This is a genomic window from Brevibacillus borstelensis, assembly GCF_036700025.1.
Taxonomy (GTDB): Bacteria; Bacillota; Bacilli; order Brevibacillales; family Brevibacillaceae; genus Brevibacillus; species Brevibacillus borstelensis.
In genome coordinates, this window is sequence record NZ_CP144922.1 from 4,895,359 (window position 1) to 4,911,089 (window position 15,731).

The window sequence follows — 15,731 nt, forward strand, 5'->3', positions numbered from 1 at the left end:
GGGGTCTTGACCACTTTGTAACAGGGGTGCTTTTCCTGCCGAGAACGAACTAGTCCGCCTTCTTCAGCAGGTCGATGATTTTCGCTTGTCTGTCCCGCAATACATCAGGCGTCCACTTTGCATGCTGCTCGATAAATACCTTGTTGGCGTGGAAAGCGTCGATCCTCTTTTGCAAATACAGCTTCTTCTTGTCCTCGAAATCGTGATTGCCAAGCGCGCTGTTTTTCTTCTGGCTGATGAGTACGAGATTGGCCAGGCGATTGGTCCAATATTCTCTCTCTTCATCCGTGAAATCCCGTTTCCACTGACTCGAATCAGCCGGGTTTTGCGGCAGCACGTGCTCCACTGTTATGTAGCTGTGTCCGGAGAGATGCACGGTGTTGTCACTCAAAAGGTATTCGAGCTTCAGCAGCAGATGACGGGCGAACTGCTTTTTGTACACATGTCCTTCAATGTTCCGGACAAATTCATCCTCATCAATCTCGAAGAGCTCTTTTTTCTTGAACAACTCTTCCACCTGATTCGCAGGGGTGCTGTCGATGGCCTTCAAAATGCTGTTCATTGCTTCCAGACGCAGCGTCGGTGTGATTCCGCACACCCAGTCGCCCGTAAATTTATGCTCCAGCTTTTTCAGGAATCGTTCCAGATCGGCGGCACCGAATTTGGAATAGTAGTGCATGAGCGGCGGTATCCAATCCTCCGAGCGAAGGCCGATCCGCATGACAGTGATGAGGTTCTTGTAGCCATTGCTCAGGTTTGAGCCTTGCAGCTCGATGATCTCTTCGTAAATCGCATTGTATCGCTCAATCAGTTCAAACGTGTCTTTCCCCATCCTCAGGCTTGGCTGCTTCGGCGCTTTTGGGTGATAAATGTGGTCGTGGAACTCTTCCAGCAGATTCGCGCGCGCTTTTTCCTGCACCAGAATCGTCCGGATGAACTGGAGAAAGCGGTCAAAATTTTCTCCGTGCTTTCCTTCGATCTCTTCCCAGACCTTGGCGTATTTGTTTACTTCCTTTTCCGATGCGAGAGCCCCGATGTTTTGCGATTTGAGAATGTCCGCGTTGGTCAGGGGAATGCCCCGGTTGTTCAGGATTGTAAACATCCGAAACGCATCTTCCGTATTGTCCGTGGAGACGTAGATAAACAACGCCTTGTTAAAAATGAAGCGTACGAACTGGGGCAAGTCCCCCGCCGCAATTTTGTCCTGCAGTTCGGCACGAAGCACGAGCGTGGCATTCGCCATGTTTTCCAAAGAGACGTTTTCGCTCTCCCGCAAGGCCTGCAGCTCTTCTTCCTTCGCTGTTCCGCCGTGGGCGATCAGATGCGATTGAATGAAGTCTTCTACCTTGTCGCGGATTTTGTATGTAATTCTCATCCTGGCCGGAACGTTCTCCAGCAGGTTCTCTTCCTGATAAATCTTCTTTTGCAGCGTCTGCTTGAATTGATCACTCCCGATCAAATCGCGCAGTACGGCCATCATGATAAAGAAAGTGGTCAGCCGCTGCTGCCCGTCCAGCACCTCGTACTCCGGATAGGAACTCGCCTTGATCCGCTTCAGTACGAGCGACCCCAGGAAGTAATCATTGTCCGGTTTGTTTTCAAACGCAAACACGAGGTCATCGACCAGTTCGGTCAGATTGTCTGTTTGCCATACGTAAGACCGTTGGTACTCGGGAATGACAAACCAAAAATCCTCTGAAAAGATTTTCTGCAGAATCTCTTTATTTGCATCAATCGTCCCTGCCGTCATTTCTGCCGCTCCCTTTTCTATTATTTTCACATACTGCCAGTAGTACTATATTCCTATCATATACGAGCGGACAGCTTTGCTCCAGGTGCAATTCGGCAGGATGCCAAGAAGGGGGCCGCCATTTGCAGCTAAGCTTGAGACCGCGCTTCCCCGAGCAGCTTCTCGACCGCGGGCACTGTGAAGCAAGCCAGGTTTTCCGGCAGCTCGTCCAGTGCAAACCAGCCGATCGCCCCGATGGCTCCGCCCTCTTCCCTGTTCCGCGCCTCTCCTGATACGATGCGGGTCACATAGATAGCGGAAATCCAATGCTCGCCTCGCTCCGGTCGAATCGTTTCCGCCATGCAGAGCAGCCTCTCTACCTGCACGTCCAAATCTACTTCCTCTCTGATTTCCCGCACCACTGTCTGCTCCAACGGTTCGTAGGGATCTACCTTCCCTCCCGGAATGCTCCAGGTCCCTTTTTCCGGTTCGCGGTTTCTGTAGACGAGCAAAAGCCTGTTGTCTGAATCGAGGATGACGGCGCCGACGCCGATCCGGGGTGCTTGTTGGGTCATAGCCAATCTCCTGTCCATTTTTTCGAGAACGACTACAGCGGTTCGTTCACTGTCCTTATCAGCCTTATCTGCCTTATGTATCTTATCTATACTTATCTATACGATATTGTACACTTCACACACGAGCTTTGTCTTTCTTGGGAATCCCCACGTTTATATGAACAAAAATCCTCCAACCATATTTTGGGCAAAAGCTGCTTGACAAAAAATATAACCATCGGTTACATTATAACCATCGGTTAGTAACCGTTGGTTATGAATTTTGTCTTTCTCTTATGAAATGGACTTCGAAAGGGATTGTGATCATATGACAAACAAACAGGAGCAGCGTTCGGAGGAGACCAAGCGATCGATACTGACAGCGGCGGGCAGGCTTTTCGCGGAGCGGGGCTACGACGCGGTGACCATGCGGGAAATCGCCAAAGCGGCGGGATGCTCACATACGACGATCTATATTTACTTCAAGGATAAAGAAGCACTGCTCCACCACCTCGCTATGGAGCCTCTGCAAGCCTTGTTTGCGGAAATGGAGGCGGGCGTGCAAAATCACTTGCTTTCAGCAGACGAAAGACTTTTGGCTGTCAGTACCAGCTTCATTCGTTTTTGTTTGCTGAATCGAAGCATGTATCCGCTTTTTTTCATGGCGAAGTCCTCCCGCGTGGACGAAAAAGAGCCTTCGCTTGAACTCCAGCATTTGCGAAACCAATTGTTTGGACTGCTGAAAGACGCCGTGATCGCTTGCCTTCCGCCCCACCTTACAGAAGAGCAGTCATGGGCCTATGCCCGCGTCTATTTTTTCACGCTGCACGGCGTGATCGGCACGTATTCCCAGTCGGACGAAACGTTTGACATGCTGATGGAAAGACTCGCTCCCACCTTTGAGCTGGCTCTGCGGGTCGCTCTGGCTGGCTGCAAGCAAATTGCACATGAGGAGGCTGCTGCGAAATGAAAGTGGAGAGAATCTCGGAGCACATCTGGAGCATCCGTTCCTGGATGCTGATTCCCGTACACGTATGGGCCGTAGCGGATGAAGAAGGGGTAACGCTGGTGGATGCGGGGATGCCGTTTATGGCAAAAGGGATTGAAAACGTCGTGGATCAGTTGGGGGCGGGACCTCTCCGGCGAATTCTCCTGACTCACGGTCATTCCGACCATACCGGTTCCGTCAAGGCACTCGTGGAGCGCCGATCCATTCCTGTCTACGCTCACCGTACGGAGATTCCGTACATGGAAGGCCAGCTTCCGTATCCGCGCCGCAAGAAAGCGGAGAAAAATGTAACCCCCGGCCTCGCGCAAGCGCTCGGCGAGAACGAGCATGGACAGTTAATGACCGTAGCCGGTCTGCGGCCGTATCTCACCCCGGGGCATTCGCCCGGACACGTCGTCTACTTTCACGAAGAAGACCAGGTGCTGTTGGCTGGCGATTTGTTTACCTCGAAGAAAGGAAAGCTTCACAGACCAATGCCGATGTTCACGGCTGATATGGGCGAGGCCATTCAAAGCAGCGCGATCGTCAGGGAATTGGCCCCTCGCCGTCTGGAAGTATGCCACGGTGGGCCCGTCATGAATGCAGTTGAACAATTGGATGCGTATATGGAGAAGACGGCGCGGGCCTACTCGGTTGATTTGCGGACTTCTTAAAAAGGGGGAGTGTGAAAAACACTCCTCCTTTTGCTGTCTGGTTGTTCAGGTCTTTCAGACAAGAAGCAGGACTGGGCTCCTCTATCTGCACGCACTCTCGTCGCGTCTCGTCGCGTCTACCCCAGCTGTTTGAGCAGCCAGTCTCTCCGATCGGCCTCGGCCTCCCCGCAGCCTGTGAAAAGATGGTCGCTCTCATACCATTTGACCTCTCGGGGAGTGCTGGCGGCAGCGATATACTGATCCGCCTGCTCCTTGTCGATAAATTCATCATTGTGCACAAATTGAAACAAGACAGAAGCTGGTGCCGCATTCTTTATGTAATGGACCGCATCCAGCGCTTCCAGCTCGGCAAAAACCTGCTCAAACCGCTCCTTGGGCAAAATTTGCCGGACCAGATCGGCTACCGGGTGCCCGCTCGTCCTGTGCCAGACTGTGGACCGGGAGTAGCCAGCCATGAGGACAAAGGCCTTGACCCGCTTTTCCACACCTGCGAAGACACCGCCCCAGGTCGCTCCATAGCTGTGGCCGACATAGCCGATCCGATCCGCATCGACGATGTCCAGGCTGGTCAAAAGGTCTACCGCTCGCTGCAAATCGACCACGGTTTGGATATACAACTCTTTTTTTACCATCATCTCGACGAGCTGCACAGCTCTTTCCGCCTGAGACAGCTCCGAGGAAAGCTCCTGCCGTAAAAACGGAGCGTCAATCGACAAAGAAACGATCCCTTGGGCCGCAAGTCTTTCCGCTTCCGGCAAAAACGAAGAGCGGTTCCCTTGTCCCGGATGCAGAAACAGTACAGCCGGGAGCGGTGTTTGCCCTCTTCCGTCCGGTGTCACCAAATATGCAGGAACCTTCCCTCCGTGGGGGCTGTCGTAGGAAATATCCCGTACGCTGTACCCTTCTTTTTCCGCAACAGAATGTTCTTCCCAACTGAGCGGCAATGTTTTGTCATAGAAAAACATCATTCTTTCCTCCCTTTACTCAATGAAAGCCCCGGGGCATTTTCGGCGCAGCTCCGTCAAAAACGCATCCCGGTCCTTCGGTGAAATCAGGACTATGCTGCCGTTCCCGTATGAGATTTCCAGCCGTTTCAGGGGCAAAGCCGGACTTGAAGCGGGATTGGAGGTTTTTCGCACTGTTTTTATGCTGTCCAGCGGAACTGCTCGGCGAAACGGGCCATAGCGGATGAGCAGCTCCTTGTCCCCGATGACGTAGTACGTGGAGGAGAACAGCCACAGGATAAAGCAGGGAACGGCAAAATGAACGATGAAGAGCACTGCTCTTTCACCCGTGCTCATCAAGCCTCCTGCAAACATGGTCCGCAGTCCCTCTAAAATGACTAACAGCATCGTTCCCACGATCAGTACAGCCAGCCACATATCTACCTTGGAAGGAAATTTCACGTTTTTGCTTTGCCTCCGTTTTTTCATGATGAGGACGATGAGCCTCGCAAGCGCAGTCTTCCACTTATTGTAACATATCGCTCATCCGTTTTTTACCTGATGGCCCATCTCCTGGGTTTGCCGGACTTGACCCTTTGACGTATAGTAATTGACAAGACAGAGTTGTAGATATATTCCGAAAAGAGGTGGAGAGAGCCCTGCTGCGTCTGGTCAGGGATCTCGCAACAAATGAAACTGGTATGCGTGAATTGTAGCCGGGAAGTGGCTTTGGATGCGTTCGATTATCAGTGCGGATGCGGCGGTTTGTTCGACATCGTCCACGATATGAAAGACTTGGATGCCGACCGACTGAAGCGCGTTTTTGACGAACGCCTTTCAGAACGCATGACCCCTTACGCAAGCGGAGTATGGCGCTACAAGGAGCTGATTTTCCCCGAGCTTCCCGAAGAGTTTATCACGACGAAATACGAGGGAAATACCGGGCTGTATTCCTCCGAGCTGCTGCAAGCCTATACAGGGATTCGCAAAATTTGGCTGAAGGCCCAGAGCGAGAATCCAAGCGGCTCCTTTAAAGACAACGGCATGACCGTGGCTGTCTCGCACGGGCGCTCGCTCGGCTATAAGCGCTTTACTTGCACTTCGACAGGCAACACGTCTTCCTCTCTGGCGATGTACGCCGCGCTTGCGCAGGGCTCATCCTACGTGTTTGTTCCGAACAAGAACATCTCGCTGAACAAAGTGCTGCAGACACTGGCCTATGGGGCAAAGGTGATCAGCTTTAGCGGCACCTACGACGACGGCATCCGCTTTTATGAACAGTACAGCAAGGAGCTGGAGCTGTACATTTGCAACTCGATCAACCCGTTCCGCATCGAGGGGCAAAAGAGCATCATTTACGAAATCTCGCAATATCTGAAGTGGAGCCTGCCCGACTGGGTCGTTATCCCCGGCGGTGCGCTGAGCAATGTAACGGCACTCGGCAAAGGGCTGCACGATCTGAAAACGCTCGGCTTGATCGACAAGGTGCCAAGAGTAGCCCTGATCCAGGCTGAGGGGGCAAGCCCGTTCCACAAGATGGCGGCTGCCGGAAAGCAGGAGCTGACTCCCGAGCCAAGCCCGTATACACGCGCTTCCGCCCTCAACATCGGAAATCCGCCAAGCTGGAAAAAAGCGCTCCGCACGCTGGAGCAAACAAACGGCGTGACCTGCTCCGTGACCGACGCGGAAATCCTCGACGCCAAAGCGAAGGTAGACCAGAGCGGAATCGGCTGCGAGCCGGCCTCTGCTGCGACTGTAGCCGGACTGCGCAAGCTGGTCGCACAGCAAATCATCGACAAGGACGAGACAGCAGTATGCATCCTGACCGGCAACATGCTCAAGGATACCGATGCTCTGCACGAATATCATCTCGGCGAAGCCTCGGCGGGCAACTACCGGAACGGCATCTTGTCGGCTGACCTTGCCCTGGAGGACATTCAGCGCCTTCTGTGATTGTCAGCTTGCGATTTACCCTTTGTTGATTGACCCCCGGGTATCGGCTCTCAGGTATTGGCTCACATTTTCCGGGCAATATTGCTCCCGGCTGGCGATCCTTCTTACAAACAGGCAACAAAAAACAGGCGTGCGCGAAATTGCATGCCTGTTTTTCTTTACCTGCGGGCAATGCAGACAAGTACATCTTGAGCTGTAACGCAGCCACGAAGAGTGGTACGCCGACCACTTCGCCGCCTATTTTAGCGGCATGCTCATCGTGACGTTTCTTTCTGTGAAGCCCAGCTTCCGATAAAGCCCGACAGCGTGGTTTTCCACAAAAACGCTCAAGCGAACCTCCGGCAACCCCGCCTCTTTCAACTGCTCGATCGCCCGCTCCATCAACTGCTTGGAGATTCCCCTTCCCCGGTACTCCTCGATCACATACAGCTCGTAGATAAATCCGAACGGAATGTCGGTGAACTGATCCCTGCTCGTCCCGAGCAAAACCCAGCCCATCAGCCGATCTTCCTCTGTCGCGATGAGGTAGTAGCCTCCTTTGGCCAGCAGCGGCTCAACCAGCTGTCTGACCTTCTCTTCTGTCGGTCTCGCTCTCCCGATGGTTCCATCGAACAGCGCTTGCACAGACAACTCCAGAATCGCTGCAAGCTCGTTCCCGGTTGGCTTTCGAATGTCCATTACTCTTCTTTCCTTCCTTTTTGCTTCAGCAAAACTAAGTTAAAAACAATAGATAAACAGCCATAATGCCGCCATCGGCCAGAATATGGCTGACGATCCCTCCTGCCACAGCATCGCTTCTCGCCCGCATGTATCCCCAGATCAAGCCCGCCGCAAATACCGGAACGACCATAAACACGTTATACGGCCAGGCAAACAAAGGAATGACGGACAGGAAGTGATACAAGGTGTAAAACGATGCCGTAAAGAAAATCGCTGTATGCTGTTTGTATGTATTTGCTAATCTATGAAATATGTACCCTCTCCAGTACAGCTCTTCCAGAAAGGGATTCACCGATAAAAGAATCAAAATGAGCCATATGAGATGATCGCCTGAAAAATTCCACTCGATCAGCAGGCTTTGCAGCTTCTCCCGATGGAAAACATGCGAGTGAAAGAAATAACCTCCCAAAAGAATAGCCAAAAAAAAAGAAGATTCCCGTACTCATTCCACTATACATATTTTTCCGTCTAAACACGAGCCCGCAGTCTCTCATCGCTTGCGAAAGCTTCTTTTCCTTCCTCAGCAGCATGTCCACGAGAGGAACCAGCAGGAGCCAGCTATAGAAAAGGACAAACGTAACCGGCACGCTCCCCACTCCCTGCAGTCCAATCAAGATCATGACAGCAGGTCCGCACAACAGCAGCAACAGCTTCATCCCAGCACCACCCATTTCCGCATCAGATGTATCTTCACAAATTTTATCTCCTCAAACAAAAATAAAGCAGTACCAAATTCTTGTGGTACCAGCGCAACCGGTGGAATCAACTTCCGACACTCGACAAACAATAGACGATTTAGTAAAATGTTTATATTAATACAAACGAAAAATAGGATGTGTTTATTTAATGACTGTTTCCGAACGCTTTTGGAATGCGTCACTGGATGAGCTGAAGCGCGGATATGTTCAAGAGGAGGATCGCTTTGTTTGCCTGCTCTGCGGAAAGGCTTTTGAGAAGGGAATTATTTATCCGGAAGATGGTGTCTTGTATGAAACAGAAAGATACGTGCGCCATCATATTGGGAAAACGCATCAATCGGTGTTTGACTACCTGATCAAGCTCGATAAAAAGCTGACCGGTCTGACCGAGCACCAAAACAGCCTGCTTCACCTGTTTTACCAGGGTAAAAGCGACGCCGAGGTGCAAAAGGAGCTGGGCATCGGCAGCGCCTCCACAATCCGCAACCACCGTTTTGTCCTGAAGGAGAAAGAGCGGCAGGCCAAGGTATTCCTCGCATTGATGGAGCTGCTGAAGGAAAAGGACAAGCACGCTCCCGCTTTTATCGACGTGCATCAGACCGCCACCATGGTGGATGATCGGTACAACGTAACCGCGGAAGAAAGCCAGGCCATTTTGAAAAAATACTTTCCCGAAGGCACGGACGGACCTCTCAAGACGTTCAGACTGAGGGAAAAGCAGCGGGCAGTCGTTCTCCGGCAAATTGCCACCAGATTTGAGGCGGATCGCACCTATACCGAGAAGGAAGTCAATGAAATTTTGAAGGCTGTTTATGACGATTATGTAACCGTCCGACGTTATTTGGTTGATTACGGTTTTTTGGACCGCAAAGCAGATGGCAGCCAGTATTGGCTGAAGAAATGACGATCTCCCTGTGCACGTTGTGGCGCTGCATGGCAGTAGTCGACAGAAAGAAAGGAAGGTATTTCCCATGAACCGCAAAGAGGAATTGAAGCAGCAATTTAAAGAAATCAAGACGGAAGCAGGCGTTTATCAGATCAAGAACATTAAAAACAACAAAATTTTGATCGAGAGCACGAAAAACTTAAAAACGATAAACGGCAAAAAGTTTCAACTGAAGGCGGGCAGCCATTTTAACAAACAGCTCCAGAAGGATTGGAATGAGTACGGCGAGGACGCCTTTGTCTTTGAAGTGCTGGAAGTGTTGAAAAAGAAAGAAACGGGCTATTTTGATGAAGCCGACGAGTTGAAAAAGCTGGAGCAGAAATGGCTGGAAGAGCTTCAGCCGTACGGTGAGCGCGGGTATAACTGATGAGACTTTACATGGAGAGACGGGCATGATGGCTTGCTGATCATGCCCGTTTCCATGTAAGGTCGGCACAATAGTTGAATGATCCGGTTAGTTCGTTCTCTTGGGGTCTGTCAAGATTTTTGTGTAAACTCAATCAACCGATATATGAACAGGTTTCATCCCCCTAATTGGGACATCTTTTTCGGAGCCAATAGAGTCAAGGGCGTGAGGCGAAGCGAACCCTTGACGCGTTGGTGGAGAGAAAGATAATCCCTTCGGGGATGAAGCCTTTCATTTGTTAACGGATGTACGGCTGTACCCGATCTTCAAAGAAAACGGATAGCTGTAAGAGAATCTGGCCCCAGTTCTGGACTCGTCCCGTCCATTTTCGCAGAACATCCATGGTTACGAGATATAACATCTTCAAAAGGGCATCGTCTGTGGGAAACATGGCTTTTCCCTTTGTCACCTTTCGAAGCTGTCGATGATAACTCTCGATGACGTTAGTTGTATAGATCAGCTTTCGAATCTCGGGAGGATATTTAAAGAAAGTGGCGATCTCGTCCCAGTTATTCCGCCAGGAACGAACCATCAAGGGATATTTACTGCCCCAGGTTTGTTCAAACTGCTCAAGCTCTTCCAACGCGGCTTGCTCCGTTGGAGCTTTATAGATGGGTTTTAGCTCGGACGTGATCTTTTTGAGATCCTTATAGGAAACATATTTGATGGAATTTCGGATTTGATGGATGACACACTTCTGAATCTCCGTTTTCGGATAACATGCTGAAATGGCTTCTGTAAAGCCACGAAGGTTATCGACGCTTGTAATAAGAATATCCTGGACCCCACGATTTTTCAGTTCATTGAGTACATGCAGCCAGAATTTTGCCGATTCATTCTCCCCAATCCAGATCCCAAGCACATCTTTATGACCGTCAAGGTCAATACCAATTACCATATAGGCTGCTTTATTGACGATAGCTCCGTCCTGTTTTACCTTAAAGTGAATGGCGTCAAGGAAAACAACAGCATAAACCGCTTGCAAGGGGCGATTTTGCCACTCTTTGATCATCGGTACAATCTTATTGGTTACATTCGATATGAGCGTTGGTGAGACTTCGATGCCATAGAGCTGCTGCAGATGGTCTTGGATATCGCGTGTGGATACGCCTTTGGCATAGAGGGCAAGAATTTGATCTTCGATCCCTGTCACGTTGGACTGATGTTTCTTTACAATGTTTGGCTCAAAATCACCCTCTCGATCTCGAGGGACTTGGATGTCGACATCCCCGTACTCAGAACGGACGGTTTTCTTGCTATACCCATTGCGGCTGTTGGTTGTCCGCTTGTTTTTCATGTCATGCTTGGGTATCCAAGAGAAGACTCGATTTCAGCTTCCAGCATTTCTTGGATTGTGTCTGCGAATAGATCCTTTAACGCTGACTGTACGTCGTCCACTGACTTCATGTTTTTCTCTTTGATCCACTGCTTGATCTGCTCTTTTGACATCATAAAAATCTCCCAACCTTTCTACTCCTAATTGTAGTTTAGAGGTTGAGAGTTTACACAAAATATTTTACAGACTCTTCTCTTGTAATGCCCAGAATCGGCGGTGCTGGGGATACTTTATCAAAACTTCCTTTTGAACTCTTTCACTACCCATTTGTCTTTTTCTTTTACTAAAATAATTTGTCCGTAGCTTATTCTTTCCATGCCAACATCATTGATAGATAACGGAGTCTTTGACTGTTTTGTGTAAAGTTTTGCCCCCACTAGAAAACTATGGTCGCTCCCTTCACCATCATCCGAAATGCTCAGCACGATCTGATTGTCTTTAACTACCTCACCATTTTTTCGCAACCACTCTTTTGCAATATTTACTTGTTCAGCATTCTTTTTATCGGCAAGCTTGACTGCTGGCAAAACGTCGTGGATTTCAGAGAATATGGAATCCACTTCATCCATATATTGCAGGATTATTCTTTGGGTTATTTCATCATTTACATTGTCGGAATCTGCGGCTTCGACAGAAGCAGGAGTGGCAGCAGTAGTATTATTATCTCGTGGGATCACTAGATAAAAAACAGCCCCAAGTAGAACAATCAATACTAATATCCCGTACATTTTTTTCACAGTTTCGCGCCTCCCTAATTAAACAATATATAGTGTCAAGGTTACCCTCGACACTATATATTGTTTAATACTCTTCTACATTCCACTTATTTCCGTAAATAAACACGAATTTCATACCTAATTTGTCTGGAGAAGCTCCCCCATAGAGTGCTTTTAGATTTTTATCCTTTTGGTTATTTGTATGAGCACTAATATAAATTTCTTCATAGTCAGTTATCGAATTATCATTGTCGTCATCAACCCGTGTAACGAACATCACGTGCCCTGGTACATAAATATAGTCACCAATTTCAATTAAGTTTGGTTTTTTTGACTCCCGTCCATGTATTCCATAATCCTCATTAGCGTCATTATAAGTTATCCAATTGAAAAAATACTTAGTCCCTGTCCAATTCCAAGTATTTGTTTCCCCTTTTGTATTTGCCCACCAATCTCTTCTCATTGGGTAATCCTTAGAAGAGCTATCTCTGCCTCCTAAGCCATACCAAATAGCTTGGGAAACATAATTTTGACAGTCGGTATCTCCATATGCTTTAAATTGACTATTATTGTAGTTTGTGAATGCTAATCTAATAATTGACCACCTAGTGGTACATTGCTCATAAAAAAGTTGACCACCTGAGCACCTCTTTCCTGTATCTTGAAGTTGTCGGACCACAAGATATAGGAGGAAAGGAAATGCTTCAGATGGCTAATTACGAGTTTATCAGGAAACAACACATTCTGCTAGGAAAGTCGATTCGCCAAATTTCTCGAGAGACCGGCTATTCCCGTCAAGTGATACGAAAGGCTTTGAAATCCTCTGAGATTCCTGTGTATCAGCTTTCAAAACCGAAGCCAAAGCCAGTCATTGATTCTGTCAAGCCCATCATCTTGGAGTGGCTGCATCAAGATGAACAAGCTCCCCCGAAGCAGCGTCATACTGCCAAACGCATTTACCAGAGACTCGTTGACGAACATGGATTCACCGGCGGTGAATCTACTGTACGACGCTACGTCAGAGAGTTGCGGGTTTCTCCCCCTAAAGCATTTGTCCCTCTCGATTTCCCGCCAGGGCGCTTTGCTCAATTTGACTGGGGTGAGGTTACGGTTCATTTACAAGGGAAACAAGTAAAGGTTCAAGTCTTTTGTATGCGTTGCACATACAGCAGAAAGATTTTTATCAAAACATTTGCTCATCAGAAGCAAGAGGCTCTTCTCCAAGGTCATGTAGATGCTTTTGAATTTTTCGGTGCTGTTCCCCAAGTCATCACATACGACAACCTGACAACAGCCGTTAAGAAGGTATTGGAGGGTAAAAATCGCGAGGAACAAGAGCGATTTACTCAGCTACGTGCCCACTACCTGTTTGAAAGCTATTTCTGTGATCCCGGAAAAGGGCATCAAAAAGGCCAGGTGGAAAACCTCGTACAGTTTGCTCAGAGGCAATTTTTTACCCCTGTACCCAGTGTTTCTTCTCTGGAGGAGCTCAATCAAATCCTCCTCGAAAAATGTATCTCTTACGAGAATACAACCGTTCCAAGGTCTTCACTAACGGTTGGAGAAGCATTTGCTCAAGAGTTGCCTATCATGCTTCCATTGCCTCCACGGCCATTGGATTGTTTCCGTGTTGTACCCGTGAAAAGCAATACGCTATCCATGATCCACATTGAGAAAAATGCCTATTCCGTCCCCGTTTCCTATGCATCGACCCAGCTTACTTGCCGAGTGTTTGCTGAAAAAGTTGAGGTGTATCACGGAAAAAGCCTGATTGCGACGCATGAGCGGTGTTTGGAAAAGGGAAAGGAGATTTTGCAATACGATCATTATCTGGATTTACTTCTTATTCGTCCAGGAGCAGTTCTTTATGCTAGACCATTGCATCAGGCAGGATTACCCGCCATTTACCAAAAGTTCTTGGACAAGTGCCGCAACCGACCAGGAGGGATGAAGGAGTTCGTTCGACTCTTGCTTTTGCACCGTGAATTCGATACTTCTCTTGTCGAAGAAGCACTGGAGGAGGCCTGCCAAAAAGGGATGTTCCAATATGATGCCGTAAGGCAATTATTGTTTCAGCGAACATTGCCGGAACACCGTCTACCCCAACTCTCGTTGGTGGAGGATAGCTCTGTTCCACGTATTCAGGTAAAGGCCCCAGATCTTAGCCAGTACAATCGTTTGTTACAGAAAAGGAGTGTGGTTCATTGAGTACGAGTTTCTTGCTTGAAACCTATGCGAAACGCCTTCGCTTACCTGCGATTAAACGTGTCTATAAGGAAATTGCCCATGATGCTGCTGAACGGCAAATTCCCTACGAGGAGTTCCTCTTAGCCCTACTAGAGCAAGAAGTTCAGCAAAGGGATGCTAACCAAATCGCCAGTCGCATCAAGCATGCCAAATTCCCTTCTATGAAAACGATCGATCAATTTGAATTCTCAGCCATTCCGTCTCTCAACAAGCCCAAATTGCTTCAACTGGCTCGCTGTGAGTACATCGAAAAGACAGAGAACATCATGTTTATCGGAAACTCTGGCACTGGCAAAACTCATCTCTCCATTGCACTCGGGAAGGAAGCTTGCCATCATGGCTATTCCGTCCAGTTTTGGACTGCCGCTAAAATATGCAATGAGCTTATGGAAGCTCAGTCCCAAAAGCGAATTCTCCAGCTAGAGAGGCAATGGTTGAAAACAGATTTGATTATTTTGGATGAAGTCGGGTTTGTCCCTCTCAGTCGGACCGGGGCGGAGTTATTATTCCAATTTTGTGCGGCCCGCTATGAGAAAGGAAGCATGATCATTACCAGTAATCTGGAATTTACGGAATGGACACAGATTTTCAAAGATGAGCAAATGACGTCAGCCCTGGTTGATCGGCTTACCCATCGTGCCCACATCTTTGCAATGAATGGGGACAGTTATCGCTTTAAACAGAGCATTCAAAGATCGTGATCATGAAAAAGTTACCCACCCGACGGGTGGATTGATTTTTGCCATGGTGGTCAATTTTTTGATGAGCACTGTGGTCAACATTTTGGTTGACATTCACAGTAGTTTTTTGTTGATGTTGAATTTGTTGCATCTGTATATTTTCTCGCATAATAAACAGCATCCTCTCGGGCAGATTGGTCAAATCTATCCCACTTATCTCCTGGGACACCTAATACTGATACATTATCAGATGACCTATGTCCTGATACGTTTCCTTCAATTTTCAATCTTTTTTCCTCCCATGTTTGAGGGACATCCGCATCTTCAGCCTGTGACATCACCTCATTTCCTAACTTACTAATACTATTAAAATCTGTTCCAAAGCCGAACAATTCTTTTAAATTATCCGAATAATCATCTTGTGAAATTAGCCACTGGTCATTTTCTTTAACTAATTTCACCTTATGATTTATTTCATTTTCGAATGGCTCTTTTAAAAAGTTGTAATCAATACTTTGATTAAGAGAAAGCTCAACGCTTGCTTCCTTATCCTTAATACTAATTGACAAGATGTCAATTTTATTGTTGAAGCTACTAATTTCAGTCCCATCCTCTTCATGAGAATTAATTAGAAATTCGGAACGATTGATCTCATACTCTAAGAATTTCCGGCTAATAATGTCATCATTATTAAACAATTTGCCCAAATCCTGTAGAGCATCTTTGTCTTTATCTTTAATAGAGGATAGTTCTAAATCAAAATACTCCTGTAGTTTTGATTTAATTTTTGTTTCCTCAGATTCATTCTGAGTTTTTGCAAAAACCGTAACTGGACTTAAAGCAAGTGTCAAAACCATAAGTATAAAGATACTTTTTTTCATAAATACTAAGCCTCCTTTGATTCTTTTTTGTTATAATAAAAAATCTACTCTATTTCAAACACCTCCTTTATGAGAACTATAGAAGACATTCGCCCCCTTTACCTAAGTGGTAACTATTGGAAGTGATTAGACAAATTTTACCAACAATAAATCGGTTTTTCAAGTTTATTTTTTGATTTTTAACCCTTATACAACTTTAAAAAATTATTTTTATTCACCAACTTGTATTAGTTTCACTCCCATGAAAAAAGAACGAAAC

16 protein-coding genes and 1 pseudogene are annotated in these 15,731 nt (G+C 47.6%); 7 read left to right on the plus strand and 10 right to left on the minus strand.

Going from position 1 to position 15,731, the window contains the following annotated elements; genetic code table 11:
• Nucleotides 1-49: 49 nt before the first annotated feature.
• Both V5G20_RS23535 and V5G20_RS23540 read right to left on the minus strand, forming a co-directional pair.
• Complete coding sequence (locus tag V5G20_RS23535) at nucleotides 50-1,750, minus strand: DUF262 domain-containing protein (protein ID WP_003389272.1); 1,701 nt, start codon at nucleotides 1,748-1,750, stop codon at nucleotides 50-52.
• 128 nt (nucleotides 1,751-1,878) lie between these two features.
• On the minus strand, nucleotides 1,879-2,304 hold the full coding sequence (locus V5G20_RS23540; RefSeq protein WP_003389273.1) for an NUDIX domain-containing protein: 426 nt from the start codon (nucleotides 2,302-2,304) through the stop codon (nucleotides 1,879-1,881).
• Between the two features lie 307 nt (nucleotides 2,305-2,611).
• Here V5G20_RS23540 and V5G20_RS23545 point away from each other — a divergent pair, with 307 nt between their 5' ends.
• Nucleotides 2,612-3,253, plus strand: coding sequence for a TetR/AcrR family transcriptional regulator (locus V5G20_RS23545; RefSeq protein WP_003389274.1), 642 nt, complete (start codon nucleotides 2,612-2,614; stop codon nucleotides 3,251-3,253).
• Nucleotides 3,250-3,945, plus strand: a complete 696-nt coding sequence (locus V5G20_RS23550; RefSeq protein WP_003389276.1) for an MBL fold metallo-hydrolase — start codon at nucleotides 3,250-3,252, stop codon at nucleotides 3,943-3,945. Before V5G20_RS23545 ends, V5G20_RS23550 begins: the two co-directional genes overlap by 4 nt.
• 116 nt (nucleotides 3,946-4,061) lie before the next feature.
• Here V5G20_RS23550 and V5G20_RS23555 read toward each other — a convergent pair whose 3' ends face one another.
• Together V5G20_RS23555 and V5G20_RS23560 are read right to left on the minus strand one after the other, a co-directional pair.
• Complete coding sequence (locus V5G20_RS23555; RefSeq protein ID WP_338462441.1) at nucleotides 4,062-4,913, minus strand: alpha/beta hydrolase family protein; 852 nt, start codon at nucleotides 4,911-4,913, stop codon at nucleotides 4,062-4,064.
• 12 nt (nucleotides 4,914-4,925) lie between these two features.
• Nucleotides 4,926-5,351, minus strand: a complete 426-nt coding sequence (locus tag V5G20_RS23560; protein ID WP_338462443.1) for a PH domain-containing protein — start codon at nucleotides 5,349-5,351, stop codon at nucleotides 4,926-4,928.
• 228 nt (nucleotides 5,352-5,579) lie between these two features.
• Between V5G20_RS23560 and thrC the strand changes: the two genes are divergently transcribed.
• Nucleotides 5,580-6,842 (plus strand): threonine synthase, encoded by a 1,263-nt coding sequence (gene thrC, locus V5G20_RS23565; RefSeq protein WP_031932097.1) that lies wholly within the window; start codon nucleotides 5,580-5,582, stop codon nucleotides 6,840-6,842.
• Nucleotides 6,843-7,079: 237 nt separating this feature from the next.
• On the opposite strand, the gene V5G20_RS23570 is transcribed toward thrC, so the two are convergent.
• Both V5G20_RS23570 and V5G20_RS23575 read right to left on the minus strand, forming a co-directional pair.
• Nucleotides 7,080-7,520: a GNAT family N-acetyltransferase gene (locus V5G20_RS23570; RefSeq protein ID WP_003389281.1), complete on the minus strand. Its 441-nt coding sequence runs from the start codon at nucleotides 7,518-7,520 to the stop codon at nucleotides 7,080-7,082.
• A gap of 34 nt (nucleotides 7,521-7,554) precedes the next feature.
• Complete coding sequence (locus tag V5G20_RS23575; protein WP_338462446.1) at nucleotides 7,555-7,983, minus strand: CPBP family intramembrane glutamic endopeptidase; 429 nt, start codon at nucleotides 7,981-7,983, stop codon at nucleotides 7,555-7,557.
• Between the two features lie 425 nt (nucleotides 7,984-8,408).
• Between V5G20_RS23575 and V5G20_RS23580 the strand changes: the two genes are divergently transcribed.
• On the plus strand, nucleotides 8,409-9,164 hold the full coding sequence (locus tag V5G20_RS23580; protein ID WP_003389283.1) for a DUF2087 domain-containing protein: 756 nt from the start codon (nucleotides 8,409-8,411) through the stop codon (nucleotides 9,162-9,164).
• 67 nt (nucleotides 9,165-9,231) lie between these two features.
• Nucleotides 9,232-9,573 carry a GIY-YIG nuclease family protein gene (locus tag V5G20_RS23585; RefSeq protein WP_003389284.1) on the plus strand — a complete coding sequence of 114 codons (342 nt, stop codon included), beginning with the start codon at nucleotides 9,232-9,234 and terminating at the stop codon, nucleotides 9,571-9,573.
• Nucleotides 9,574-9,850: 277 nt separating this feature from the next.
• On the opposite strand, the pseudogene V5G20_RS23590 reads toward V5G20_RS23585, so the two are convergent.
• The 3 genes and pseudogenes from V5G20_RS23590 to V5G20_RS23600 all read right to left on the minus strand — a co-directional run bounded on the left by V5G20_RS23590 (nucleotide 9,851) and on the right by V5G20_RS23600 (nucleotide 12,343).
• Nucleotides 9,851-11,064 (minus strand): annotated as a pseudogene (locus V5G20_RS23590) (IS256 family transposase).
• Nucleotides 11,065-11,181: 117 nt separating this feature from the next.
• Nucleotides 11,182-11,685: a hypothetical protein gene (locus V5G20_RS23595; protein ID WP_171505749.1), complete on the minus strand. Its 504-nt coding sequence runs from the start codon at nucleotides 11,683-11,685 to the stop codon at nucleotides 11,182-11,184.
• Between the two features lie 64 nt (nucleotides 11,686-11,749).
• Nucleotides 11,750-12,343 carry an amidase domain-containing protein gene (locus V5G20_RS23600; RefSeq protein WP_338462450.1) on the minus strand — a complete coding sequence of 198 codons (594 nt, stop codon included), beginning with the start codon at nucleotides 12,341-12,343 and terminating at the stop codon, nucleotides 11,750-11,752.
• Between the two features lie 20 nt (nucleotides 12,344-12,363).
• Here V5G20_RS23600 and istA point away from each other — a divergent pair, with 20 nt between their 5' ends.
• Nucleotides 12,364-13,872, plus strand: a complete 1,509-nt coding sequence (istA, locus tag V5G20_RS23605; RefSeq protein ID WP_024985261.1) for an IS21 family transposase — start codon at nucleotides 12,364-12,366, stop codon at nucleotides 13,870-13,872.
• Nucleotides 13,869-14,612 (plus strand): IS21-like element helper ATPase IstB, encoded by a 744-nt coding sequence (istB, locus tag V5G20_RS23610; RefSeq protein WP_227278642.1) that lies wholly within the window; start codon nucleotides 13,869-13,871, stop codon nucleotides 14,610-14,612. Before istA ends, istB begins: the two co-directional genes overlap by 4 nt.
• Before the next feature lie 74 nt (nucleotides 14,613-14,686).
• Here the strand turns inward: istB and V5G20_RS23615 are convergent, their stop codons facing one another.
• Entirely contained in the window at nucleotides 14,687-15,472 is a 786-nt protein-coding gene (locus V5G20_RS23615) for a hypothetical protein (RefSeq protein WP_338462452.1), read from the minus strand.
• Nucleotides 15,473-15,731: the final 259 nt, after the last annotated feature.